Genomic DNA, 22,621 nt, shown 5'->3' with positions numbered 1-22,621 from the left:
CGCGCAGAACGTCACTGTGTTCGCGCCGACCAACGACGCCTTCTCCAAGATTCCGAAGGCCGACCTGGACAAGGTCCTCAACGACAAGGCCCAGCTCACCAAGATCCTGACCTACCACGTCGTGGGCCAGAAGCTGGCGCCGAAGGACCTGGAGAACGGCTCCTTCGACACGCTGGAGAAGTCGAAGCTGATGACGTCCGGCTCCGGCGAGTCCTACAAGGTCAACGACAGCGCCAACGTGGTCTGCGGCAACGTCAAGACCGCCAACGCCAACGTCTACATCATCGACTCCGTCCTCATGCCCAAGAGCTGAGGGGATCACCAGCTGACGCAACCGAGCAGAGGGAAGACGGGAAAACTGCGCTGCCTTCCTCCCTGCTGTCACCTGGCAACGCGACAGCACGGGGCGGTCGGCGGTCCGCGAGGACTTGAGCGGTGGCCTCACGGCGGTTGTGTCCTGGGGGTGAGGCGCGGCGTACCGGCAGTACAGTCAGTCCCCCGCCTCACCCACCAACTCAATTCCCCTCGCAGCATCACTCGGAGCAGTTCCGCACCAGCACCACGACCGTTCGTAGGGCATCGAAAAATGAGGCCACCTCACTCGTCACGGCTCTCATTTCGACTGAGTCCAGCAGTCGCTGATCGCCCGCTCACGTGCCTGCGGCCCGAGTGAATTGACCACTCTCCGTGGCGGAGCCGAGCATTCTGCCGTCCCCGAGGAGTCGTGCTGCCAGCCGCAGGGTTCGGGCGGTTTCGCATAGTTCGCCAGCCGCTGATCGCCTATGTCGCACATCCATGAAGTCCACCGCTGCAGATCCATGTTCGTCGCGTTGTCGGCCGGCCAGTCCGCAGCCGATGAGTGGCCCGAACGCGGCGCTGCAAGGCCCAACGGCCCCTGCCTGTAAAACCTGCCGTACCTGACCCTGACCGCATTCAAGGCATCCAGGACGAAGCCGGGGCCAAGACCAATGAATCGAACCCCGCAGGAAATCGAGGAGTGGCTCGAAGACGTACGCCGACGGGCTCGCGCGGCGCACGACAAAGCCAAACGACAACGGGCGGCCGCACGACGGATGCGTGACGACGTCCGAGCCCAGATCGCCAGGATTGCCTTGCCACCCTCGTCCAACCGCGAACAGCGTCCGAGCCGAGCTACTCCATCTACATCGCGAGGAGTATGACGGAGCCCCTGCCATGCCGCACGCCGGTACCGGGCACCGATCCTCCGAAGCCGTGCCACCGGGAGCCTTGCCGTCCCGCAGGGCACAGGGCACATCATGCAGCCACACACACACTTATCCACTCCCGAGACGTCGTGTGCTCCTTGAACGCAAGGTGCTGTGCCGGCCCACCGCAGGTGGGCCGGCACAGCACCTTGGGGGCGGTCGCCTACTTCCACATGCCCATGTGGCCGTCGTGGTTCATCGAGCCGTGCTGGCCCATGTGTCCCTCGTCCCAGGTGTGGTGACCCCAGTTGCCTGAGCCGTTGGCGCAGCTGTTGCCGAAGGCCGGGTTGAGCAGGCCGATGACGTTGACGGTGTTGCCGCAGGCGTTGACCGGAATGTGGACCGGCACCTGGACGACGTTGCCGGACAGCACGCCCGGCGAACCCACCGCGGCACCCTGAGCTCCGGCGTCCGCCGACGCGGCGCCCGCACCGGCCAGGACCGAACCGCCGATGACCACCGCGATCGCCGCACTCTTCAGCACACGAGACATGAAACGCTCCATACTCATCCGCATGGTCCCCACCCCTTGGGGGCAAGGACGAGAAGCGGTTGGCTTCTCACTGGCCATCCGGAACGTCCCAAAGGCTGGATTGGCCGCACGGCTTCAATTCACCCGTCCGGACCACGCCTCTCCCGCACCTGCCGGCCGCGCCAGGCACGGCCCCGTGTGAGGCGCAACCCGCGGTCTGGCCCGGCGCCGGACTCATCCTGGTACGACTGCGAGTCCGGATCGAAAACGGTCTGCACGCGACACACTCCATCCGTTGCAGGCGCTTGCGCCGTTTGGCTCGCTACGGCCCCGTCTGCACGGCCACCCTCGTGTCGACACTCGGCCCCTTCGCACGCGCGACCATCGGCCCGCGGCAGAACGGCAAAAGACGAGCGGGAGCGGACCATGCCCCGTGCGCCGGGACTCCCTCGCTCCTGCTCGCTGCGGTGCCTACGGCTCAGAGTCCGTTGCTCAGGCCCAGACCGAGGCCGAGACCGATACCTCCGCCGTAGTAGTGGTCGTGACCCCAGTAGCCGCCGTGATGGTGGTGCCACAGCGGGCCGTCATCCGCCGGCAGAGTACGGACCGCCTGGACCCTGCTAAGCGTGACGCACCGCTCGAGCGCGGCACGCGAGCCCAACAGCGCATATACGGCGGCATGTTGGCGGCCCAGCCGCAGGGGCTCACCGACGCCGCGCGGGGACCCGGTGACCCAGGACATCGCTAGAGAGACAAGCAGGACCACCCCGTGCACAGCCAGGACGCCGGCGGCGGATCCCTCAACGCGCCAGTCAACCAGCGCTCCGCACAGTGACGTCACCGATCAGCTCCGAGATCAGGCCCCGGACGTATTGCTCGATCTCGTCGCGGATAGGGCGGATGGCGTCGATGTCTTGGCCGGCGGGGTCGGTGAGTTGCCAGTCGAGGTAGCGGGTGCCGGGGAAGACAGGGCAGGTCTCGCCGCAGCCCATGGTGATGACAACGTCGGAGGCCTGGACGGCGTCCACGGTCAGCACCTTGGGCACCTCGGCGGAGATGTCGATGCCGACCTCGGCGAGCGCGTCGACGACGGCAGGGTTGACCGTGTCGGCTGGGGCGGAGCCCGCGGAGCGGACCTGTACGCGGTCGCCGGCTAGGTGGGTGAGGAAGGCGGCGGCCATCTGGGAGCGTCCGGCGTTGTGGACGCAGACGAACAGGAGCGACGGCTTTGCGATCTCAGGCATGGGTTGGTTCTTCCTGCTGCGCGGGAGTAGTCGGGGTCGTGAAGTAGCGGCGCGCGTACAGGGCCACGTAGACCAGGCCGATCAGTACGGGTACTTCGATGAGGGGGCCGACGACACCGGCCAGGGCTTGGCCGGAGGAGGCGCCGAAGGTTGCGATGGCGACGGCGATGGCCAGCTCGAAGTTGTTGCCCGCGGCGGTGAAGGCGAGCGTGGTGGTGCGCGGGTAGTCGAGGCCAACAGCCTTGCCCAGCGCCATGGAACCGGCCCACATGAGCGCGAAGTAGACCAGCAGCGGCAGCGCGATACGGACCACGTCCAGGGGCTGGCTGGTGATGGCGTCGCCCTGGAGGGCGAAGAGGACGACGATCGTGAACAGCAGGCCGTAGAGGGCGAACGGGCCGATGCACGGGATCAGCTTCCCTTCGTACCAGGCGCGGCCCTTGGCCTTCTCGCCGAGGCGTCGGGTCAGGTAGCCGGCCGCCAGCGGGATGCCGAGGAAGATCAGGACGCTGCGGGTGATCTCCCAGACGGACACGTCGAGGCCGCTCTGTTCCAGGCCGAGCCAGCCGGGCAGCACCTGGAGGTAGAACCAGCCGAGCACGGAGAACGCGATCACCTGGAACACCGAGTTCACCGCGACCAGGACGGCCGCCGCCTCGCGGTGTCCGCAGGCCAGATCGTTCCAGATGATGACCATCGCGATGCACCGCGCCAGGCCGACGATGATGAGGCCGGTGCGGTACTCGGGCAGGTCCGGCAGGAACAGCCAAGCCAGCGCGAACATGAGGGCCGGGCCGACGATCCAGTTCAGCAGCAGCGAGGGCAACAGCAGGCGCCGGTCCCGGGCCACGATGTCGAGCCGGTCGTAGCGGACCTTGGCCAGCACCGGGTACATCATCACGAGCAGGCCCAGCGCGATCGGCAGGGACACCCCACTCACCGTCACCGTGGCCAAAGCGTCCCCGAGGTCCGGTATCGCGCGGCCCAGGCCCAGCCCGACGGCCATGGCGGCGAGGATCCACACGGCCAGGTACCGGTCCAGGAACGACAGGCGCCCGGCCACGTTCTGCTCAGGTGCGCGGTCGCTCACGAGGCAGCACCGGCGGTCGTCGAGCGGTTGGGCAACGGGGCGCCGACGGGACGGGCCAGGATGCCCGCGAGGCGGTCGGTCATCTCCGGCAGCAGCCAGTAGTAGACCCAGGTGCCGCGCCGCTCGCAGTCGATCAGCCCGGCCTGCCGCAGCAGTTTGAGGTGGTGCGAGATGGTCGGCTGCGACAGATCGAAGGCCGGGGTCAGATCGCACACACAGACCTCCCCGCCCGCCTGCGAGGCGATCATCGACAGCAGCCGCAGCCGCACCGGGTCACCAAGCGCCTTGAAGACCTTCGCCAGGTCGACGGCCTGTTCCTCATCCAGCGGCGCGGTCAGCAGCCCCGGGCAGCACGCGTCGACCTCGCCGGTCTGCCCCAACACCACAAGTTCTTGCTTCGACATCCGTCTATGTTGACAGCCTTCGATGCAAGGCGCAATGTTGCATCGACGAACATCAATACAAGTCGATGGGAGCACCGCCATGTCTCGCGCTCAGCTCGCCCTGCGTGTCAGCGACCTGGAGGCGTCGATCACCTTCTACTCGAAGCTGTTCAACGCCGAACCGGCCAAGCGGCGCGAGGGCTACGCCAACTTCGCCATCACCGAGCCGCCCCTGAAGCTCGTCCTCATCGAGGGCGAGCCCGGGCAGGAAACCCGCATGGATCACCTCGGGGTCGAGGTCGAGTCCACCGGCCAGGTCACCGCGGCCACCGACCGTCTCAAGGACGCGGGCCTGGCGACGTTCGAGGAGAACGACACTTCCTGCTGCTACGCCCTCCAGGACAAGGTGTGGGTGCACGGCCCCGGCCAGGAGCCCTGGGAGGTCTACGTGGTCAAGGCCGACGCCGACATCCTCGGCAAGAGCACCGAGCCCGACACCCGTGGTGACGGCTGCTGCGCCGGCCAGCCGGCCACGGATCAAGGATGCGCTTGCGGATAGCGGCAGCGAGCAGAGCGTTGATCGCTGCCGCGTCTCATACCGGGTTGCGCGCTTGGGGCGTGATCACTTCGGACAGCGTCAGGACGGCGGACGAAGGCTGCTGCTCTGCCGGAGGTCGGTGCAGTGGGGGCGACGGTGCGGCGGTGGTGTCGTTGATCGGGTGCTCTTGTGGCGCGTGGGGCGGTACGGTGACGTCCACCGATGGGGTGCGCGCTGGTCTGGGGAGACGTCAGGCGCGCGCCCCTTCGTTGTGTTCGCAGACGCGGGGTATCCGGTCGGAATGGATCTCTCGAAGAGAACGCGGCATGTCCTGATCGCGATAACGGTCTACATCGTCCTGGTCTTGGCTTGGGGCTTCAGCGGCACCGGTTGGTGGATGGCGCTAGGGATGGGGATCGTCGCGACCCCTTTGGTGATATGGATGACGTGGTTGCGTCGGCGGCTGAATGCACGGGCTCAAGATTTCGGTCGACGTCATAGTCCCTTTTCGGGGCCGGAGGATCGTCGACGCTGAGCGCGGCGCGGATCGCGTCGGCTGCGGGTCCATGTCAATGCACGAATTCGGCCCGTGCTCATCCGACGTCGAGGGTGCCGACCGACCCGCTCGACGCAGGCGAGACCAGGCCGCAGGCTGCGCGTGGCGGCCCGGGCCCGTAGCCAACATTTGCTGAGTGCAACAGATCTGAACGAAACAGATCGCTGCCCCACGACGTCGCACGCCCCCTGGCCGGAGGCAATCGGGCGAGAAGTGCCGCCGGGTTGTTTCCGGTTCCGTGCGCGGTGGCACAGTGAGTCCGCGGCGAACCCCTTGCACCCCCCGGTGAGGGGTTCGCTCGATTCTGCGTCACCGGCCGGTCCCAGGGTTCGAGGACTGGAACCGGCCGGTGACCGGCAGTGCACCCCGCCGTTCCCGAACACTCCAACGACCGGCCATGGGGAGGGACACGTTCCGCCAGTCTGGGAGTTGACGCAGGTACAGGGCTGGGACCAGCGCCTGTCACGTACGCGCAGCTGTCCCCGCCGCCCTTCTGGTCCGGCCGGACGCGTGGAATGCGTCAAGTGGGGCGACTCTTGCACGCTGAGTACCGGCACCCCCGAACACGAGCGCCGCAAGCTGTAAGCCGCGATCTCCCAGCCCAGCGACGCGCAACCCCGAGTGCGCCCCTCCCCCACGACACCGGGAGTAGCGTGGGGGCGCTTCATCCGACTTTCGGGCGGGCAGCGCCCGGGCAGAGGGAGACGTTATGGCATCGGGCGTTGGTGTTGCCGTGGTGACTTCGGAACCTCGCAGTCATCTGTGGCTGATCGAGGTGGCCGGGGCCATGGGCAAGAAGATTCCCAAGAGCGTGCGTCACGCGACCCGCGAGGCATTGCGGCATCACACGGGCCCCATCGCCTTCGCCCTGCCCGAGGTGACCGCGTGCCGCACGACCCTGGGCGCGCACCTATTGGCCGTGCACGAGCAGCGTCCAGTCGTCCTGATCGCCCCATCGCGGGCCGTCCTCGAAGCGATCGCCGCCACGGACCCGGGCCACACGCCCCTGCCCACCTATTCCGACCTGCCGGCGGCCTTGGCCTCGTGACTTGCATTCAGCAGGGGCACTCCAGCCTTTGCGGGCCGAGGGGAACGACCAGTTCCGCGGCTGCGAGATGACGCAGGTCATGGAGTGGGCCCGGCGACAACAACGGCGCCGGGCCCCAGTGGCATCACGAGCGGAGCGTCGACCGCGCCCCTGAGGCGAGAACGCGGAAAGCGGCTACAGCAACCCGCGCTGCTCACAGAGCTACGCCCGCCGGTCCGCGCAGGGGCGTCTCGCGACACGCTCCGGTCGCCCGCACGGCCGACGCCCACGCGAGGAGCCGCCGCACGGGGTCCCGGTGCGACAGCTCTACACGCTCCGCTGTCACGCGCCCCACTCCGCATGCGGGCCCCTCGGCCCGCCCCGGGGATCTCCAGCGGGCCTGCGTGCCGCCATGAGCTGACGCACCGCACCCGCGGTTTCGTCAGGTGAGCGGCACGGCGCTGGCGCACACGGTGCAGCGGCGGCCGCGCTGAAGCGCCATGCTCCACTCGACCTCCGGCTTCACCACGTACGGGGACGTGACCTCGTGGGCCGTCGTGCGAGATTGAGTGTCAAAAGCGTGCACGAGCGCGTCCGCGCCGATGGTGGTACCCAAAGCTCCGCTGTCAGCCGTCTCGATGGCTATCGTCCAATGCTTCATGGCCTTCAAGTGCTCGATGCGGCGCGGATGACACCCCTCGCGCCTGCTGCGAGGGACGGCCCCGGGCCCGTCAGACACAGCCAGCCCGGTCGTTCGTCGTGTCCTTGAGGACATCACACGTGTTCTGGAACTCTTCCATCAGCCGGGTGGCCTCGACGATGAGAACGCCGTACGGCCGGGACGCGTCCGCCAGCGGCAGCTTGCTTTCGTCGGCCGCGACGAGCACTTTCTTGAGCGCCTCCTGCGCGATGGCGGCAAGTTTGCACATCTGCTCGGCCTGATCAGGCAGGGTGTCGCTGTCGAGTTCGGCGATGACATGCGCAATGTCGCGCAGGCTTCCAGCGAAGTCGGCGTAGGCGGTCAGCGCCGGACCATAGGTGTACGTGTCTTCGCTCTCCCGCCAGCGGCCCAAGCTGCGGGTCAGGGAGGCCAGCTGGTAGACCGCCCGCTCCAGTGCGTTCAGGCTCTGCCGGTAGCGAGTGAACGTGAGGTGACTGCGGTGGGCGGGCAGGAAGCGGCGGGGGTTGAAGGGCACGCTGCTCTCCGCCATCTCCAGGCCCGCGTGCGCCTGGCCGACGGCGGCCTGAACGCGCTTGCCTGAGGCGACCCAGCGATCGGCCCGTTCGGCGTCCACATCTCCGCTGCACAGGCCGTCCGCCATGTCGTCGAGGAGTGACTCCATCTCCCCCGCGAGTGCGTGCAGCCCCTGCTCTGCGCTGCGGTAGCGCAGGGGCGGCACAATGCACAGGTTCACGACCATTCCGATGCCGCAGCCGATCAGGACCAGCAGGACGATCTGGCTGAGCTGGGTGACCCGGTCACTGTTCGTGGAGGCCGCGCTGTAGGTGGAGAACGCGAAGAACGCGGCGGTGGGGACCTGCGAGCGCTGCTCCCCCAGCACCTGCCACCGCCCCAGGCCCAGGGCGATCACAGCAACCAGCACGAATGCGAACAGGTCCGGCCCGGCGGTGAAGCCGATCGCCGCCTGCACTGCGACACCGACCACGACGGCGGCGACGTAACGCAGTGTCTGCCAGACCGACTGGGAGACCGTCACGTTCATTGTCAGGACCGCCGAGAACGGCGCGAAGGCGGGCGACGTCGCGTGGAGCACGTCATGAGCGATCCACCAGCTCAGGGTGGCGGCCAGCACACATTTGCCGACCAGCAGGACCGTATTCCGCTCGTGCCCGGAGGAATTGCACGCCCGCTTGGCCCAGGCCCATCCCCGGTGAAGCCTCTCCACCACGCGCTTCTGCTGCCTTCCGCTCCACAGCCCCTGCTGGTCAGCGGCCCACCGCTTCCGGGTAACCCTCGCAAATCTGCGCAAACACCGAAGCCGTTACGTCAGCAACGACGCCGCGAAAGGCGCGCGCCGAGTCCGGTCTGGGACGAAAAGCCTTGGAGAACCGGGGAGTGCGCAACTGATTATCTCATTCGCCGGGGGCGTGCTCGGCACCGTCACCCGCTCGGAACAAGCGGCACAGCAGGCGGCTGCCCGCCGGACCTCAGGCAGCGCCGCTGATCTGCGGCGCTGCTACCGGCGTCTGGGAGCCCATCTCGATCTCGACCAGGGCCGCTCCCGCGTCCTGTGACAGCGGGACCGGCCGTGCGCCCTGCGGGCGCACCACTCGTCGGCCCGCGTGCGCGGCATGCTGTTCGAGGAGGGCGTCGGCCCGGCCCAGTGCTGCTGTGATGTCGAGGGTCCCCGTCATCACACACAGTGTGTAGACGCAGTCCTCTCGTGTGCGGGCGGTCTGCTCCGTCGGGCAACTTTCGTCCTCGACGACTGCTGCTGCGTGACGGCTCAGCGCCGCTCTCAAGTCTCCGGCTGTGGGAATCAGCACCGTGACTCTCCCTCACTCGCAGTTCCCGCGCCCGTGCGCCGGAACGTCTCCGTTGATGTGGTGATGTGGTCGGCTCGCACTTGAGTGGTCGCTCGGCTCGGGTGGCGGTCGGGCGGGCAGATGGCTTCGCGTGCCGTGAACGGCTCGGAGGAGGCGGAAGGTGAGCAGGGTGTCGAGTGCATCGTCGTGCGAGTGACATGCGGGCATAGGGGTGCTCCCTCATCGCTGCAGCAGCAAGGATGATCAGAAGCAGCTCAACGTCGCGGACGGAACTCGTGCTCCTGAAGGCGCGCCTGTTGTCCCAAGCACACCACCCACTTGCCCGGTGACTCGAGGAACAAACGGAAGATTCGCGCCACGGCCCGACGCGCCCTGTCCGGCTGTTCCGCACGTCTACTGGGGCGGGCGGGCTCGGGAAACACTGTGGTGCATGACCATCCGCGCAGCAGTCTTCGACGTCGACGGCACCCTTGTCGATACCAACTATCTCCACACCACCTGCTGGTGGGAGTCCCTCCGTCAGGCCGGTCACTTCGTGCAGATGCCGGACGTCCACGCCGCGATCGGTCTCGGCTCCGCCGACTTGCTGGAGCACTTGCTCGGTGAGGGCCGGGACCGAGGCGAGGATGATGGCATCAGTGCTGGTCACAAGCTCCTCTACGCGTCCTGGCACGAGCGGCTTGCTCCGTTCGACTCGGCGGCCGCGCTGCTCAAGCGGCTGCACGCCGACGGCTGGCGGGTGGTCCTGGCAACGTCCGCCGGCGGGCCCGAACTGGCGGCGCTGCGCAAAGCCATCGATGCCGACGACGCCATCACGGCGACTGCGAGCGCGGACGACGTGGACGCGGGCAAACCGCATCCCGAGCCCGTCCTGCACGCCCTCGACCTCGTGGGAGCGCGGCCCGAGGACAGCGTGTTCGTCGGGGATTCGGTCTGGGACATGCGGGCGGGCCGGAGCGCCGGTGTCACCCCGGTGGCGGTGCTGAGCGGGGGAATCTCGCGCGCGGAGTTGGAGGCAGCGGGCGCCGCGGAGGTCTACGCGAACACGGCAGCGTTGCTGGATGACCTCGAGAGCAGCGCCTTCGGGCAGCGCTGATCCGGCGCTGCGAGGGCGGCGGCGCGCGTCCACCCGTCCGGCTGGCCTGCACTGTTGCCGCCTGCTGAGCGGTAGCACCCGCTGACGCGGGGCCGGTCCCGCGGAGACAGTGCGGCACTGTCTCCGCGGGTGATGATCCAGGTCGTGAGACCGCAGGGCCCGCCGGTCAGGATGCGGTGCGGGGTCCCGGCCGCTCCTGGTTCGCCTTCCGCACGGCGCGGTCGTTGAGGGCGCTGCCCCAGGCCCGGATCCGTCGCGCGAGCGGGTTGCCTGGCGGCTTCGCCTCGTGTCCCTGAACGAGCGGGGTCTTGCCGTGCCCCGTCGGCAGGAGTCTCGCGGTGGCGCCGGTCAGCCGCGTCGTGAGGGCGGGAGCGATGCCATGGGCGAGTTGCGCGGCCTTGGCCGGAGCGGTGAGCACGAGGCGGGTACGGCGCTGGATAACGGCGTCGACGATGCGGCGCGCGGCACGTTCGGCGTCCATGGACAGTACGGGTGTTCCCGCGGCGGCGCTGAACCAGCCGAATTCGGCCTCGGTGTCGCCGCCGAATTCCGCCTGGAGGTGCGAGCCGGTGCGCATCAGGCCGGGGTGCACGGCCGTGACGCTGACGCCGGCCGGTGCCGCTTCCGCGTGGAGACCCTCGGCCAGCGCGCCTACGGCCGCTTTGGCGCAGGAGTAGGGCAGGAGGTGAGGTACGCCGAGCAGACCGCCGACGGAGCCGATGAGCCCGAGGCGCCCCCGGGTCTCACGCAGGTGGGGCAGCGCCTCCAGCGCGGTGTGCAGGGTCCCGTTGAACATGGTGTCCATCGCCGCGGTGAACTCTTCCGCGCCGAGCGCTTCCACCGGAGCGACCTGGATGACACCGGCGTTGGCGATGACTACGTCGAGCCCGTCGCGCTCGTGGACGCTGCGCATGAGTTCACGCACGGTCGCGCGGTCGCGGACGTCACAGACGGCCACGTGGATCGTCGCGCCCGTCTCCTCGCGCAACTGGGCGGCGGCGCGTTCGAGTTCTTTCTCGTCGCGGGCGGCGATCGTGACGACGCAGCCCCTTTCGGCGAGGTAGCGGGCGATGAACAGGCCCAGGCCGCGGGAGCCGCCCGTGACGACGGCTCCTGGCCCGGTGGAGCGCAGTGTGAGGCGAGATCGGCGAGTCATGGGAGTCCCTTCTCTTCGTGACTGGGGTGGGGTGCCGTGGGTGCTGCGGCTCACCTGGTGGTCGGCTCGGCGCGCGTGTCAGGGGCGGCCGTCCGGTTCGTGTCGGGGCTGGGGCGCACGGTCCGACGGCCGATCGGTCTTTCGGCCTTGTGGTGGGCGGGCGCGTCGTGCAAGCCCGACAGGAGATCGGCCAGGCCACCGGGCGCCCGTCCACGCAGCCGCGCGGCGGTATGGACGGGGTGGCCGTCGGAGCGCGCGATGCGACGGCCCTGCGCGGTGAGTCGGGCCACCAGTTCATGGTCTTCACCCGTGGACAGCGGGGCGAACCCGCCCGCCCGCAGATAGGCCGTCGCCGAGATCCCCAGATTCGCCCCGTGGACGTGCGGATGCTCCCAGCGCGTGGGTCCGCCGAGCGGGCGCGTGAGGAAGTAGGCGTCGTCGTGCAGGGATGCCAGCCAGGAGGGAGCCCGCGCCAGCCGGATGGTGCCCAGCACCACGTCGTAGCCGTTCCGCGCCCAGGCCAGCTGATCCGTCAGCCAGGTGGCAGGCACCGTGGAGTCGGCGTCGGTCATCGCAAGCCAGACGTCCGGGGTGTGGGCGTGCAGCAGGTGCAGGGCGTACGCGGTTCCGACGGCACGGGCCGCCCCGACGCTTCGCCGGTCCAGTCGCACGACGTGCGCGCCCGCCCGGGCGGCGATTCCCGCCGTGTCGTCGGCGCACGCGTCCGCGGCCACCACCGTCACCACGGGGAGCGGTGCCGCCCGTGCCGCCGCCTCGCGCACGCTGCGCAGGCAGGCACCGATCCGGTGTGCCTCGTCGTGCGCGGGCACGACGACCGCCACCGCGGAGGGCATCACGCCAGGTCCTCCGCCTGCGCCGGGGAGAGGACCGGTCCGCCGTCTGGGCGGCGCTCGTGGACGGTGAGGGTGAAGTCCGGGTCGTCGTACCGGGCCAGCCGACCGAGACCGGGCAGTGCGTCGATCTCCGCGGCGATCTCGCGCCCCGAGACGGTGTGCTCGGCGACGGGGTGGTTCCAGTGCACGGTGACCAGGTGTCCGCCCGCGTCCAGGGAGTCGACGGCGCGCCCCAGGAGGCGCGCCCGGGTGCGCGCGTCGAAGTAGTACAGCAACTCGGAGAGGACGACGAGGTCGAGTGCTTCGTCGGGCCACTCGTCGGGAACGGCCATCTGCCGCACCTGTACGTGCTCCAGGGTGTCAGTGCGGCGCGCTGTGGTCGACACGGCGGAGTCGACGCGGTCCGCCGCGAGAAGTCGGTCGCAGCGAGTGGCCAGCAGGCTGGTGAGCACGCCGACCGAGCAGCCGGGTTCGAAGGCCCGGCGGTAGCGCTGACGGGGCAGCGCGGCGAGGGTCAGCTCGTATTTGCGGCGGTCGTACCAGCGCTCGGCCAACTTCCACGGATCGTCGGCGTGCGCGTACTGGTTCTCGAAGTACGTGTCGGGGGTGTTCAACGGATCACCGTCTCGAACGGGCGGATGTGATGGGCCGTTTCCTCGGGCGGGAGCACGGGGGTGCCGCCCGGTGTGCGGGCCTCCAGCTGGCTGACGAAGCGGGTGATGGCCTGCTTTTTTTCGATCCAGTGCCGTCTGCGGCACCGGCACGACGGCGGCGCGATTCCAGGGGACCCTTGGGTCGTCGGGGCGGGCCCAGTGCCACATCCACACGGGGAACGACCACAGGGCGGTGTTCGTGGCCTGGCACGCACGCTGAGCGGCCCGTCCGGCTGCCTCGTGGTCACTGTGCAGGTCGCCGGTCCACGGCGCTACGCACAGTTTCGCCCCGACTGCTGTCAGCGCGTCGCTGATGGTGGCTGCGGCGGTGTCCTCGTGGCGGTCGAGGGCCGTGTCCGGCAGGCCGGCGTGTACGGGCTTGTCGAGCGGCCCGAGTTCACTCAGGGCGGCCGCGAGCTCGTTCCGGCGGCGCGCGGCCAGCGCGCGGCGTGCGGCCGGGTCCGTGAGGGCGTGGGAGGACTCGCCGTCGGTGAGGCAGACGGTGTGGACAGCGGTACCTGCGGCGGTGAGGGCGGCCATGGTGCCCCCGAAGCCGAGGACCTCGTCGTCCGGGTGGGCCGCCACGACCACCACGGGCCCGGTCGGCAGGTCGAGCTGGGGGAGCCGGTGGTCCAGCCCAGCGGTGTGCCACTCGGATTCGTCGGTTCCCCGCGCGTCGATCGCCGCAGCCGCGGCGGCTCGGTCGGTACCGGCAAGGACTCGCCCGGGCCGCGTCATCGCGCCGCCTCCTGGCCGGCTTCGGCGATGGTGTGTCCCAGTTCGGCGAGATTGGCCTCCGCGTGGTGCTGGCGGATGTAGACCGTAAGGTCCGCCACAGCGCGGGCGTGCTGCTCGTCGTGGCACAGAGGCCCGGCTCCCGTTGCCCGCCCCACGTGCCCCAGGACCTCGGTGCAGGTCTTCTCGACCAGCGCTCTCGTGCGCAGTCCGCGCACACGCGCCCGCCGTTGCGAGTCGCCGGGGTCCGCGTCGATGTCCTCGGCCGCTCGACGCATGACCGTGTCGGCGGCGTCGAGCAGGACGTCGGCCGCTCCCAGGTGGGCGGCCGCGTGATCGTTCAGGTGTCCTGCCGCCGCGCGTTCGTACAGCGGTGCGGCCACCGCGTGTGCCCCGCCGAGCCAGCACGCGGCCACTCCGACTCCGCCGTGCAGGAATCCGGGCCGGTCCAGATAGGCCCCCGGCTCCCCCACCGCTCGGGCCGGCACGTCGGTGAAGGAGACGTCCAGACTGTCACTGTCGGCCATGCCGACGGCCGGCCACGTCCCGAGCACCGGTACGACACCCGGGCTGTCCAGCGCCACGGAGAACAGCCGGTAGCCGTCATCGGACTCCGCGCTCACCAGGGCATGTGTGCAGGCGCGGGCGCCGGAGCAGTACGGCTTGACGCCGTTCAGCTTCCAGTCGTCCCCTGCACGGGCGGCGTGCACGACCGGCTGGGGCGGACGGGCGGCCCACACTCCCCAGCGCTCCCCCGCCCGGGGCCGCAGGCCGGCGATCTCGTGGAGAACGGCCGCTGCGTCCAGGTGGCCCTCGGCCAGACGAGCCAGCGACAGGTCGCGGCGTCCCAGCGACGTCAGGACGGCGAACCTTCGTGCGGTCGACCGCCCGGGAAACGGCACATCGGCCGCCTCACCGTCGACGAACGCAGCGAACAGTCCGGCGACGCTCGACTCAGCTGCGAAGGACGTATCCGAACCGAGGACATGAGCGGGTGTTGTCACCTCTGGCTCCTTCGGTGGCGACAGATCCAAATATGCGCCTGGGTGTCCCGAAGTCGGGCTGATCAAACCCTCTCGGTTGTCACCGGTCTTCGCATCCTGACCTGCTGAGCGCCATGGTTCAGCATCGATTCGGCGACCTGTCGCGGGTTCGTGCGGCTCGCCCGGCCGGCGGGGAGGTTCAGCCGGCGCGTGTCCGACTGTGCTCGCCTGTTGTGCCATAGGTCACCGATGCTGCCGAACGCGGCTGCCGCCGGAGAACCACTGCTTGCCGCCCGGGCGCCGCACGGGTCGTTGACCAGAAGAACACTCTGTGTCATTGCATCGTCGCCTCCACACCCAGCCTGAATCTCAGAAACTTTGCGAGTGCACTGCATAGGGGTTTCGACTCAGGGCAACCAGGCTGGAGCGTCACCACAACGGTCGGCGCCCCAAGCAGAAGTACAACGGATTGCAGTCTTATCTATGGCGTCATCACGCTCCGGGGAATTCGATGAACGAGCCCCCGATTCCACGAAAATCGATCCACGGTCCGCCCTGCGGGCCGCAGCGATTCAACTGTCCGAACTGACCGGCCGCGAGCCTCACTCCGTGTCCTCACTCCAGCCCGCGGGAGATGGATGGACGGCGCACGTGGAGGTGACGGAGATCGAACGGATCCCCGACACGGCAAGCGTCATGACGACCTACCGGGTCGACCTCGACGGCGACGGTCAACTGCTGGGCTACGAACAGACTCAGCGCTACTCCAAGGGACAGATCGACCGTCGCTGAGGTGCTCGACGACGTCTGGCGCGACGCACGAGAAGACGTCGCTGAACAGTTGCTTTACCTACCGACAACTGCGGAGCAGACCAAGCCTGGGTGGCACACGCCGGTGCCGCCGGTCCGCATGCATGTCTCCCTGCGATCGAGGAGCTGACCAGTTTTGAGCGTTGTACAGCAGAGCAGTGCGCCGGCTACGGCCCAAGGGGGCGGAGGAGGTGGAACCCTCTATGACGTTCTCGAACTCATCCTGGACAAGGGCCTCGTCATCGACGCGTTCGTCCGCGTGTCCCTGGTGGGAATCGAGATCCTCAAGGTCGATGTCCGGATCGTGGTGGCGAGTGTGGACACGTATCTGCGATTCGCCGAGGCGTGCAATCGCCTGGACCTCGAATCCGGCCGGAAAGCCCCGAGCCAACTGACCGATCTGGTGGGCGACATGACAGAAAAGGGCGCCAAAGGAAAGTCGAAAGGAGCACTGACGGGCGCGGTCGAGGCGTTCGCCGATTCGTTTGCTAAGGGCAACGAACCCGACGCGGAGGAGGAGCCCGCCCCACGCCCCCGCAAGACTTCCGCCAGCCGTCGTCCCGCTCCGCGCCGACAGGAGGACTGACCAGCCATGCCGACATACGTCTACGCCATCACCCCTGACGACCATCCACTCCCGCTCGACGACTTGCACGGTGTCGGGTCCGAAGGCAGCGCCCTGCGCGTGATCCGCGCCGCAGGTCTCGCAGCCGTGGTCAGCACCGCCCCCGAGGAACTGCGGGCCAAACGCCGCGACCTGGCCGCGCACGACGTCGTCCTGCAACGGCTCATGCCCGACGGGGCGGTGTTGCCCCTGCAGTTCGGTCTGGTGGGACCCGACGACGACGCCGTCGCGGCGGCCCTGGCCGAGAACCAGGACAGCTACCGATCGCGTCTCGCCGCCCTCGACGGCCGCCTCGAGTACAACCTCAAGGTCGCACGCGATGAGGACGACCTGCTGCGCGAGATCCTCACGGGCAACGCCGAGGCGCACCGCCTGAACGAGGATTCCCGCAGCAGCGCCGATGCCCAGGGCGCGAAGGTCCGGCTCGGCGAGTTGGTCGCGCAGGAGATCCAGGAAAGCCAGCGCCGCACCGCCGCCCAGATCGTGGGCGCGCTCGCGCCGACGGCGGTGGACAGCGCATCGGCTCAGGCACCCGAACCGCACTTCCTCAATGTGTCGTTCCTGGTGGAACGAGACGACGCCGCCTCCTTCTCGCAGGCCGTCCACGAGGACGCCGAGAGCCGCGGCGACGCCTACACCTACCACCTGCACGGACCACTGCCCGCATACAGCTTCGTCTGAGAAGGGGTGCCCGCCATGGGCCTGTTCGGACAACTGGTGACGCTGCCGCTGGCGCCGGTGCGCGGTGCGCTCTGGGTCACCCAGCAACTGGCTGACACCGCCGAGCGACAGTTCTTCGACCCGGCACCGGTCAAGCGCGAGCTGATCGCCCTGGAACAGGAGCTGGTCGAGGGACGCATCGACGACGAGGAATTCGACCGCCGCGAGGACGAACTCCTCGATCGCCTCGAAGAACTCGAGGCGCAGCAACAGCGCACGACCGCGAACGGCAGCACCCGCTGACCGGCTCGCCGTCCTTCCGCCCCCTTCAGGTTCCGGCACACCCCTACATCCGCGCATCGATACATCGTTTTGAACATGACCAGCGAGGTGCTCACCACATGATGTCCAACGCCAAGATCGGCACGGCCCTGGTCGGCGGCTATCTTCTCGGCCGCACCAAGAAGGCCAAACTCGCCATCGGGCTCGGCATGTTCCTGGCCGGCAAGAAGCTGAGCCTCGACCCACAACAGCTCCTGAAGATGGCCAACTCCAGCCCGCTGCTCTCGGGCCTCAACGAGCAGGTGCGATCCGAACTGGTAGGAGCGACCAAATCAGCCGCCACGTCGGCCCTCACCAAGCGCGTGTCGCGGCTGTCCGACTCGCTTCACGAGCGCACCCGCAGCCTGTCCGACCCCGACGCGGTCGCGGAGGAGACCGTGGATTCGGGCAAGCGTGCAGAGAAGGCCACGAAGGCGAAGGGGGCAGAGGCGCTGCGGAGCGTCACCGGTACCAAGGCCGGCCGCGATCGTGACGAGGCGTGGGACGAGGACGACGCCGACATCGAGTTCGACGAGGCATCGCCGTACGAGGACGAGGACGCCTACGGCGAGGACGAGAGCGACGACCTTGACGAGGCCGAAGTTGAGGACGGCCAGGTCGAACCGGAAGAGCAGGACGATCAGGAGGGTGTCGAGGAAGAGCGCCCGGCGCCCACATCCCGTGGACGCTCCCGATCCGCCGGAACGGCGAAGGCGGCGCCCGCGAAGTCCACGGCATCCCGCCGCCCGGCCACCGGCTCATCCTCCCGGCCCACGTCCCCCGGCTCGCGCAACCAGACGTCGGGCTCCACCTCCTCGGCCACCGCGGGCACGCGGAAGAAGACCCCGACCCAGCGCAGCACGAAGTCCGCCGGCACCCCCCGTACGGGCACCGGCCGACAGCAGAAGGGGGACGACCGTGGCTGACTCGACCTTCACGCAGATCAAGAAGAGCGTGGCGGACAATCCCGCCACCGACCAGCTCAAGAAGGAGCTCGTCGACTACGTCGAGGCCCAGGCCCAGCACACCGTCAGCTCTCTCGGCCACAAACTCGGCGAGACAGCCGCACGACTGGGAGAAGGCAGCGGCTCCGGCGGCCTCATGAAATCCCTCGCCAAGGGCGGACAGGCGCTGAGCAAGGGAAAGTCGCCCGCGCAGGCCGCGCTTGCCGCAGGGACCTCGCACGCCAAGGACGCGGTCACGGACAAGGTCAAGAGCCTGTTCGGCAAGGGACGCAAGTCCGGCGGCGGCAAGTCGAAGTCGGTCCTCATCAGCGAGGACATCGACGTCGGTGTCCCGGTCCGCGAAGCGTACGACCAGTGGACCCAGTTCCAGGAGTTCAGCACGTTCGCCAAGGGCGTCGTGAACGTGGAGAAGGCCGACGACACCACCAGCAACTGGACGGTCAAGGTCGCCAAGTCCACCCGGAGCTGGAAGGCGAACGTCACCGAGCAGATCCCCGACGAACGCATTTCCTGGACCACCGAGGGAGCCAAGGGCACCGTCAAGGGCGTCGTCACCTTCCATCGCATCAACGACAGGCTGACGCGGGTGCTGCTCGTCCTCGAGTACTTCCCCAAGGGGCTCTTCGAGAAGACGGGCAACATCTGGCGGGCCCAGGGCCGTCGCGCCCGCCTGGACCTCAAGCTCTACCGCAAGTTCATCATGATGCGCGGTGAGGCCACCGATGGCTGGCGCGGTGAGATCCGTGACGGCGAGGTCGTCGTCGACCACGAGCAGGCACTCGCCGACGAGGAAAGCGACGAGCCTGACAGCGCGGACGACACCTACGAGGACGATGCACACGACGACGAGGAGTACGACGAAGACTACGAATACGACGACACAGCCGACGACGCATACGACGAAGCCGACAACGGCGAGTACGACGACACGCATGCGGAGACGCTCGAAGACCTCGCCGACGGCGAGGAGGACATGGACTCCCACGACTACGCGGACGACGAGTCCAGCTCAGCGGCCCGCAGGCCCGTGAGCGGCGGCGAGCGAGCCGACCGCTCCGGCACGCGTGCGACCGCCCACGGCGACCAGGACCGTGACGACGCGCCCACTCGGCGCAGGCGCGCCGCAGCGGCACGCCGCTGACCGACCGACAGGAGGCGTAACCCTTGTCCGAACCATTCGCCGCTCGCACGGGCGGCTCCGCCGCAGCAGCGTTGTCCAACCCACAGGGATCGTCGGCCAACCTGGCCGACATCCTCGAACGTGTTCTGGACAAGGGCATCGTCATCGCCGGTGACATCCAGATCAACCTGCTCGACATCGAGCTGCTCACCATCAAACTCAGGCTGCTGGTCGCCTCCGTCGACAAGGCGAAGGAGATGGGCATCGACTGGTGGGAACACGACCCGTCACTCTCGTCGCGCGCGCGACCAGCACCCCGAGAGGCGACCGCGGACGGGGAACGGCAGGCCATGGAGATCGAGCGCTTGCGGGCCGAAGTGGCCCAGCTGCGCGCGGCCCAGGCCCTGCCGTCCCCCGCCCCCGACCGGGCGCAGGTCCCGCCGGAACCGCTCGCGGCCGATCCGCGAGCACCCGAGGACACAGAGACGCCTGCGACGGACCTGGCGCAGCCCCGCGAACCGGCACCGGAACGCAGGAGGAACGACGACAGGCACGCCACGGAACCCGACGCGAAGCGGCGCCGCAGCCCGGCGCGCAGGCCCGCCCGAACACCCACGACGCGCCCGCCCCAGGACCGGACGCCGGCGGAGAGCGACGAGACACAGGACGCGCCAGCCAGGTCCCAGCGCAGTCGTCCGGTCCGCAAGAAGGCCCCCGCGAGCGAAGGACGAACCGAGGCCGGCCCCGTCCGGCGACGTCCTCGCAAGGAAGGAGATCCGGAGCAGTGACCCATCACAGCACCGACCGAACACCTGGGCCTGTCGGCTCCGCCCACTCCCCCGCGCCCCCCACTCTGGTGTACGTCTTCGCCGTGGCCCAGGACGACGCGACCCTGCAACAGCGTGTCCTCGAACTCGACACCTTCTTCGGGGCACCACGTCTGATACGCAACGAGGAAGGGCTGACCGCCCTGGTAGCCGATGTGCCGCGCGATGACTTCGAGCCGGGCGTCGTGGAAGCACAGCTCGAAGACCTGGACCGCTTGGAGGAGTTGGCCCGCGCGCACCACGAATGCGTCGAGACCGCGGCAGCGTTCACCACCCTGCTCCCGCTGCGCATGATGACGGTGTACATGGATGACACCGGGGTGCTCGTCATGCTGGCCGACCGTGCCGACGCGTTCTGCCGGGCGCTCCGTCTGCTCGCGGAACACGTCGAGATGGGCGTCAAGATATACGCGGATCCCGACGCAGCCCAGGAGCCTCTCGCCACGCCTGAAGCCCCTCGCCCGCACAGCCCCGGCCGGGACTACCTCAAACGACGACGCGCTCAACGCGACCGGCATGCCTCGACCTACCGCGCCGCGGGTGAGGCTGCCCGCCACGCACGCACCCGCGCCAGCGCATTCGCCCGTGCCCACGTGTCCCACCGCCTTCAGGGCACCCAACTCACCGCGCGCCGCGCCGAGAACCTGGTCAACGACGCGTACTTGGTGGCGCGAGCCGACCTCGCGGACTTCGCCGCCGCGGTCACCTCGTCGAACGCAGCAGTCACTGGCGTGAGCGTCGAGGTCACAGGCCCTTGGGTGCCCTACTCGTTCACGGACTGGGCGCAAGCCGATCACACCGTCCAAGACGCGCGCGCCGCGGGAAGCGACTTCGACGGCGGCCCTCCCCCTCCCCGGGAGACGACCACAGCCGCACCCGGGCCCGACCGTGATCCACTGTGACCGAAGACCTCACCGCCACCGGTTTCGAGGACAGTCTCCCGGCAGGGCGAGAAATCGCTCTGATCGATCTCCTCGACCGCCTCCTGACCGGCGGAGCCGTGCTCACCGGTGACCTTGTCCTCTCCATCGCAGACGTCGATCTCGTACGCGTCAACCTGCGCGCGGTCATCCACTCGATCACTCCGGACAGCCCCGCGCCGTGGTGAACGACAACCAGCACGCCACGCATAGGAGGACGGCTATGCCCGCCTGCCCCACACCCAACGGCACCACTCCCGCGCATCCTGCGGGCAGTGCCGACGGCGCTCAGCCCGAGACCTTCGCAGCGTCGGCCGACGAACGGCTGGCAGAGGTCGCACAGTCGGCGGCCGACGCCTTCGGACTGCTTCCCATACCCCCGGACGCAGACAGCCGAGTGGCGGACGGACCGGCACGGCGCCTGGAAACCGATCCCGACACCGTCGAACGCGACCTCATCAAACTGGTTCTGACCATCGTGGAACTCCTGCGCCAGCTCATGGAGCGCACCGCGGTCCACCGCGTCGACCAAGGAGACCTCTCGGAGGACCAGGAAGAGCGAGTCGGCATGACCCTCATGATCCTCGAGGACCGCATGACCGAACTGTGCGAGCGCTACGGCCTGACGATGGGCGACCTCAACCTGGACCTCGGCCCTCTGGGATCGCTACTGCCCCCAGGCCAATCCTGAATCGCACCCGGACACCGTCTCCGAGGCCCCCGGGCGCACGGCAGTATCCTCGCGTTCGATCCGAGCACGCTGGCCTTCTGCGGCGATTCCGCCGAGCGATTCAGCCGCACCATGCACGCTGCCGCCGGGGAGGTGCCTCACCCGGGGAACCTCAGGCAGGCCGTGTCACAGGTCGATGAACCGGAGCAGGGCGTCGGCTACCTGTTCAGGTGCCTCCTCGGCCTGGTGGTGCCCCGAGTCGATGACACGGTGCTTGACGGGCCTGGCGAGCCAGGGCTGCCAGATCGCAGCCGGGTCGCCGTGGATGTCAAGGTCATCGCGGGCCGATTCCAGGAGCATGGCCGGGCATTGGACCTGGCGTCCCTCGGCCCGGTCCGCTTCCTCATCCTCCCGGTCGGCGTGCAGTCCCGCCCGGTAGTCCTCGCACATGCCGTGCACCACGTCCGGATCGCGCAGGGCCGCCCACAGATCGTCGTGGTTGCCCTCTCCCATGACCTGTGGCGGTGGCGTGCGATACCAGGACTGCGGGTCGGCACAGATCACCCGCTCGGCAGGCTTGTCGGTCTGGCCCAGAAACCACCAGTGCCACCACGCCTGCGCGAAGTCGGCATCGATGCGTTCGAGGTGCTCGACGACCGGAAGACCGTCCATGACCACCAGGTGGGACACCTGCCCAGGGTGGTCCATCGCGGTGCGAAAAGCGACGAGAGAACCGCGATCGTGGCCCACGACAGCGAACCGGTGGTGACCGAGGCGCTCCATGAGCTGGACGACATCCTGGGCCATCGCGCGCTTGCTGGACTGACGGTGACGTGCCTCGTCCGGCGGCAGCGAGGACCCGCCGTAGCCTCGCAGGTCGGGCACCACCGTGGTGCACCGCCCCACCAGGCGTCGGGCGACCCGGTGCCAGGTGGTGTGGGTCCGTGGATGGCCGTGCAGCAGCACCACCGGCCACCCGGATCCCCCATGCCGCACCCGCAGCGTGACATCTCCCAGATCAACGTGCTCAAGCCGAAAACCCTCGAACATCCCCACACCACCCCACTTGCGCCGACCGTCACCGCGCAGGTACCCAGCAACCCGGCAGTCCGAGCGGCGCCGATGCAGAAATGCGCTCTGCTGACCGCGGTCAGCACACGGTTCCGTCGCCATCAGGGAACG

At 68.8% G+C, this 22,621-nt stretch carries 26 protein-coding genes and 1 pseudogene; 14 read left to right on the top strand and 13 right to left on the bottom strand.

All coding sequences use genetic code 11. The features are described from left to right. Positions 1 to 313, top strand: a 313-nt coding sequence (locus K377_RS36655) for a fasciclin domain-containing protein (RefSeq protein ID WP_111667969.1), incomplete at its 5' end; no start/stop codon positions are given. A gap of 1,076 nt (positions 314 to 1,389) precedes the next feature. On the opposite strand, the gene K377_RS36650 is transcribed toward K377_RS36655, so the two are convergent. The 4 genes from K377_RS36650 to K377_RS36630 form a co-directional block, all read right to left on the bottom strand. Beyond that, on the bottom strand, positions 1,390 to 1,719 hold the full coding sequence (locus K377_RS36650; RefSeq protein WP_161194970.1) for a chaplin: 330 nt from the start codon (positions 1,717 to 1,719) through the stop codon (positions 1,390 to 1,392). 791 nt (positions 1,720 to 2,510) lie between these two features. Beyond that, the gene (locus K377_RS36640; RefSeq protein ID WP_111667958.1) at positions 2,511 to 2,942 is read right to left on the bottom strand and encodes an arsenate reductase ArsC; all 432 of its coding nucleotides are present in this window, start codon (positions 2,940 to 2,942) and stop codon (positions 2,511 to 2,513) included. Continuing rightward, positions 2,935 to 4,032: an ACR3 family arsenite efflux transporter gene (arsB, locus tag K377_RS36635; protein WP_258395269.1), complete on the bottom strand. Its 1,098-nt coding sequence runs from the start codon at positions 4,030 to 4,032 to the stop codon at positions 2,935 to 2,937. Before arsB ends, K377_RS36640 begins: the two co-directional genes overlap by 8 nt. Beyond that, positions 4,029 to 4,436, bottom strand: coding sequence for a helix-turn-helix transcriptional regulator (locus K377_RS36630; protein WP_111667956.1), 408 nt, complete (start codon positions 4,434 to 4,436; stop codon positions 4,029 to 4,031). The genes arsB and K377_RS36630 overlap by 4 nt, the downstream gene beginning before the upstream one ends. Before the next feature lie 79 nt (positions 4,437 to 4,515). Here K377_RS36630 and K377_RS36625 point away from each other — a divergent pair, with 79 nt between their 5' ends. Next, positions 4,516 to 4,974, top strand: a complete 459-nt coding sequence (locus K377_RS36625) for an ArsI/CadI family heavy metal resistance metalloenzyme (RefSeq protein WP_111667955.1) — start codon at positions 4,516 to 4,518, stop codon at positions 4,972 to 4,974. Positions 4,975 to 6,218: 1,244 nt separating this feature from the next. After that, a complete protein-coding gene (locus K377_RS36620) occupies positions 6,219 to 6,557 on the top strand; it encodes a hypothetical protein (protein ID WP_111667954.1) in 339 nt (112 codons plus the stop codon). Positions 6,558 to 6,978: 421 nt separating this feature from the next. Here the strand turns inward: K377_RS36620 and K377_RS41895 are convergent, their stop codons facing one another. The 3 genes from K377_RS41895 to K377_RS36605 form a co-directional block, all read right to left on the bottom strand. Further along, positions 6,979 to 7,152 carry a hypothetical protein gene (locus tag K377_RS41895; protein WP_161194969.1) on the bottom strand — a complete coding sequence of 58 codons (174 nt, stop codon included), beginning with the start codon at positions 7,150 to 7,152 and terminating at the stop codon, positions 6,979 to 6,981. A gap of 115 nt (positions 7,153 to 7,267) precedes the next feature. Continuing rightward, positions 7,268 to 8,446 carry an aromatic acid exporter family protein gene (locus K377_RS36610; RefSeq protein WP_258395261.1) on the bottom strand — a complete coding sequence of 393 codons (1,179 nt, stop codon included), beginning with the start codon at positions 8,444 to 8,446 and terminating at the stop codon, positions 7,268 to 7,270. Positions 8,447 to 8,705: 259 nt separating this feature from the next. Further along, positions 8,706 to 9,044, bottom strand: a complete 339-nt coding sequence (locus tag K377_RS36605) for a DUF5133 domain-containing protein (RefSeq protein WP_111667952.1) — start codon at positions 9,042 to 9,044, stop codon at positions 8,706 to 8,708. Between the two features lie 430 nt (positions 9,045 to 9,474). Between K377_RS36605 and K377_RS36600 the strand changes: the two genes are divergently transcribed. Beyond that, positions 9,475 to 10,140: an HAD family hydrolase gene (locus tag K377_RS36600; RefSeq protein ID WP_111667951.1), complete on the top strand. Its 666-nt coding sequence runs from the start codon at positions 9,475 to 9,477 to the stop codon at positions 10,138 to 10,140. A 166-nt stretch (positions 10,141 to 10,306) separates the two neighbouring features. Here the strand turns inward: K377_RS36600 and K377_RS36595 are convergent, their stop codons facing one another. The 5 genes and pseudogenes from K377_RS36595 to K377_RS36575 all read right to left on the bottom strand — a co-directional run bounded on the left by K377_RS36595 (position 10,307) and on the right by K377_RS36575 (position 14,542). Beyond that, entirely contained in the window at positions 10,307 to 11,296 is a 990-nt protein-coding gene (locus K377_RS36595) for an SDR family oxidoreductase (protein WP_111667950.1), read from the bottom strand. A 50-nt stretch (positions 11,297 to 11,346) separates the two neighbouring features. After that, complete coding sequence (locus tag K377_RS36590; protein ID WP_111667949.1) at positions 11,347 to 12,150, bottom strand: glycosyltransferase family 2 protein; 804 nt, start codon at positions 12,148 to 12,150, stop codon at positions 11,347 to 11,349. Next, on the bottom strand, positions 12,150 to 12,764 hold the full coding sequence (locus K377_RS36585) for an SAM-dependent methyltransferase (protein ID WP_111667948.1): 615 nt from the start codon (positions 12,762 to 12,764) through the stop codon (positions 12,150 to 12,152). Before K377_RS36585 ends, K377_RS36590 begins: the two co-directional genes overlap by 1 nt. Positions 12,765 to 13,073: 309 nt before the next feature. Next, a pseudogene (locus K377_RS42555) lies at positions 13,074 to 13,343 on the bottom strand (PIG-L family deacetylase); the annotation flags it as partial. A gap of 194 nt (positions 13,344 to 13,537) precedes the next feature. After that, entirely contained in the window at positions 13,538 to 14,542 is a 1,005-nt protein-coding gene (locus K377_RS36575) for an acyl-CoA dehydrogenase (RefSeq protein ID WP_111667947.1), read from the bottom strand. Between the two features lie 462 nt (positions 14,543 to 15,004). Between K377_RS36575 and K377_RS36570 the strand changes: the two genes are divergently transcribed. From K377_RS36570 to K377_RS36525, 10 genes are all read left to right on the top strand, one after another. Further along, positions 15,005 to 15,313, top strand: coding sequence for a gas vesicle protein (locus K377_RS36570; RefSeq protein WP_111667946.1), 309 nt, complete (start codon positions 15,005 to 15,007; stop codon positions 15,311 to 15,313). A 154-nt stretch (positions 15,314 to 15,467) separates the two neighbouring features. Next, on the top strand, positions 15,468 to 15,917 hold the full coding sequence (locus K377_RS36565) for a gas vesicle structural protein GvpA (RefSeq protein ID WP_111667945.1): 450 nt from the start codon (positions 15,468 to 15,470) through the stop codon (positions 15,915 to 15,917). 6 nt (positions 15,918 to 15,923) lie between these two features. Continuing rightward, positions 15,924 to 16,637, top strand: coding sequence for a GvpL/GvpF family gas vesicle protein (locus K377_RS36560; RefSeq protein WP_111667944.1), 714 nt, complete (start codon positions 15,924 to 15,926; stop codon positions 16,635 to 16,637). Between the two features lie 15 nt (positions 16,638 to 16,652). Beyond that, entirely contained in the window at positions 16,653 to 16,919 is a 267-nt protein-coding gene (locus K377_RS36555; protein WP_111667943.1) for a gas vesicle protein GvpG, read from the top strand. Between the two features lie 98 nt (positions 16,920 to 17,017). Continuing rightward, positions 17,018 to 17,863, top strand: a complete 846-nt coding sequence (locus tag K377_RS36550; protein ID WP_111667942.1) for a hypothetical protein — start codon at positions 17,018 to 17,020, stop codon at positions 17,861 to 17,863. After that, complete coding sequence (locus K377_RS36545; protein ID WP_111667941.1) at positions 17,856 to 19,043, top strand: SRPBCC family protein; 1,188 nt, start codon at positions 17,856 to 17,858, stop codon at positions 19,041 to 19,043. Before K377_RS36550 ends, K377_RS36545 begins: the two co-directional genes overlap by 8 nt. 23 nt (positions 19,044 to 19,066) lie before the next feature. Continuing rightward, positions 19,067 to 19,810: a gas vesicle protein gene (gene gvpJ, locus K377_RS42925; RefSeq protein ID WP_375605989.1), complete on the top strand. Its 744-nt coding sequence runs from the start codon at positions 19,067 to 19,069 to the stop codon at positions 19,808 to 19,810. Further along, positions 19,807 to 20,751: a GvpL/GvpF family gas vesicle protein gene (locus K377_RS36535; RefSeq protein WP_111667940.1), complete on the top strand. Its 945-nt coding sequence runs from the start codon at positions 19,807 to 19,809 to the stop codon at positions 20,749 to 20,751. The genes gvpJ and K377_RS36535 overlap by 4 nt, the downstream gene beginning before the upstream one ends. Continuing rightward, the gene (locus K377_RS36530; protein WP_111667939.1) at positions 20,748 to 20,957 is read left to right on the top strand and encodes a gas vesicle protein; all 210 of its coding nucleotides are present in this window, start codon (positions 20,748 to 20,750) and stop codon (positions 20,955 to 20,957) included. Before K377_RS36535 ends, K377_RS36530 begins: the two co-directional genes overlap by 4 nt. Before the next feature lie 35 nt (positions 20,958 to 20,992). Next, positions 20,993 to 21,460, top strand: a complete 468-nt coding sequence (locus K377_RS36525) for a gas vesicle protein K (protein WP_111667938.1) — start codon at positions 20,993 to 20,995, stop codon at positions 21,458 to 21,460. 165 nt (positions 21,461 to 21,625) lie between these two features. On the opposite strand, the gene K377_RS36520 is transcribed toward K377_RS36525, so the two are convergent. Continuing rightward, positions 21,626 to 22,489 carry an alpha/beta fold hydrolase gene (locus tag K377_RS36520; protein ID WP_111667937.1) on the bottom strand — a complete coding sequence of 288 codons (864 nt, stop codon included), beginning with the start codon at positions 22,487 to 22,489 and terminating at the stop codon, positions 21,626 to 21,628. Between the last annotated feature and the right edge of the window lie 132 nt (positions 22,490 to 22,621).

It is taken from the genome of Streptomyces sp. PsTaAH-137, assembly GCF_003259365.1.
Lineage (GTDB): Bacteria > Actinomycetota > Actinomycetes > Streptomycetales > Streptomycetaceae > Streptomyces.
This window is presented reverse-complemented; position numbering and strand designations above follow the sequence as displayed.

What these genes read in the sequence shown, in the direction of transcription:
- K377_RS36650 (WP_161194970.1), bottom strand. Translation starts at nt 1,719, where the DNA reads ATGTCTCGTGTGCTGAAGAGTGCGGCGATCGCGGTGGTCATCGGCGGT.
- K377_RS36640 (WP_111667958.1), bottom strand. Translation starts at nt 2,942, where the DNA reads ATGCCTGAGATCGCAAAGCCGTCGCTCCTGTTCGTCTGCGTCCACAAC.
- K377_RS36630 (WP_111667956.1), bottom strand. Translation starts at nt 4,436, where the DNA reads ATGTCGAAGCAAGAACTTGTGGTGTTGGGGCAGACCGGCGAGGTCGAC.
- K377_RS36625 (WP_111667955.1), top strand. Translation starts at nt 4,516, where the DNA reads ATGTCTCGCGCTCAGCTCGCCCTGCGTGTCAGCGACCTGGAGGCGTCG.
- K377_RS36620 (WP_111667954.1), top strand. Translation starts at nt 6,219, where the DNA reads ATGGCATCGGGCGTTGGTGTTGCCGTGGTGACTTCGGAACCTCGCAGT.
- K377_RS36600 (WP_111667951.1), top strand. Translation starts at nt 9,475, where the DNA reads ATGACCATCCGCGCAGCAGTCTTCGACGTCGACGGCACCCTTGTCGAT.
- K377_RS36595 (WP_111667950.1), bottom strand. Translation starts at nt 11,296, where the DNA reads ATGACTCGCCGATCTCGCCTCACACTGCGCTCCACCGGGCCAGGAGCC.
- K377_RS36590 (WP_111667949.1), bottom strand. Translation starts at nt 12,150, where the DNA reads ATGCCCTCCGCGGTGGCGGTCGTCGTGCCCGCGCACGACGAGGCACAC.
- K377_RS36570 (WP_111667946.1), top strand. Translation starts at nt 15,005, where the DNA reads ATGGCGTCATCACGCTCCGGGGAATTCGATGAACGAGCCCCCGATTCC.
- K377_RS36560 (WP_111667944.1), top strand. Translation starts at nt 15,924, where the DNA reads ATGCCGACATACGTCTACGCCATCACCCCTGACGACCATCCACTCCCG.
- K377_RS36555 (WP_111667943.1), top strand. Translation starts at nt 16,653, where the DNA reads ATGGGCCTGTTCGGACAACTGGTGACGCTGCCGCTGGCGCCGGTGCGC.
- K377_RS36550 (WP_111667942.1), top strand. Translation starts at nt 17,018, where the DNA reads ATGATGTCCAACGCCAAGATCGGCACGGCCCTGGTCGGCGGCTATCTT.
- K377_RS36525 (WP_111667938.1), top strand. Translation starts at nt 20,993, where the DNA reads ATGCCCGCCTGCCCCACACCCAACGGCACCACTCCCGCGCATCCTGCG.
- K377_RS36520 (WP_111667937.1), bottom strand. Translation starts at nt 22,489, where the DNA reads ATGTTCGAGGGTTTTCGGCTTGAGCACGTTGATCTGGGAGATGTCACG.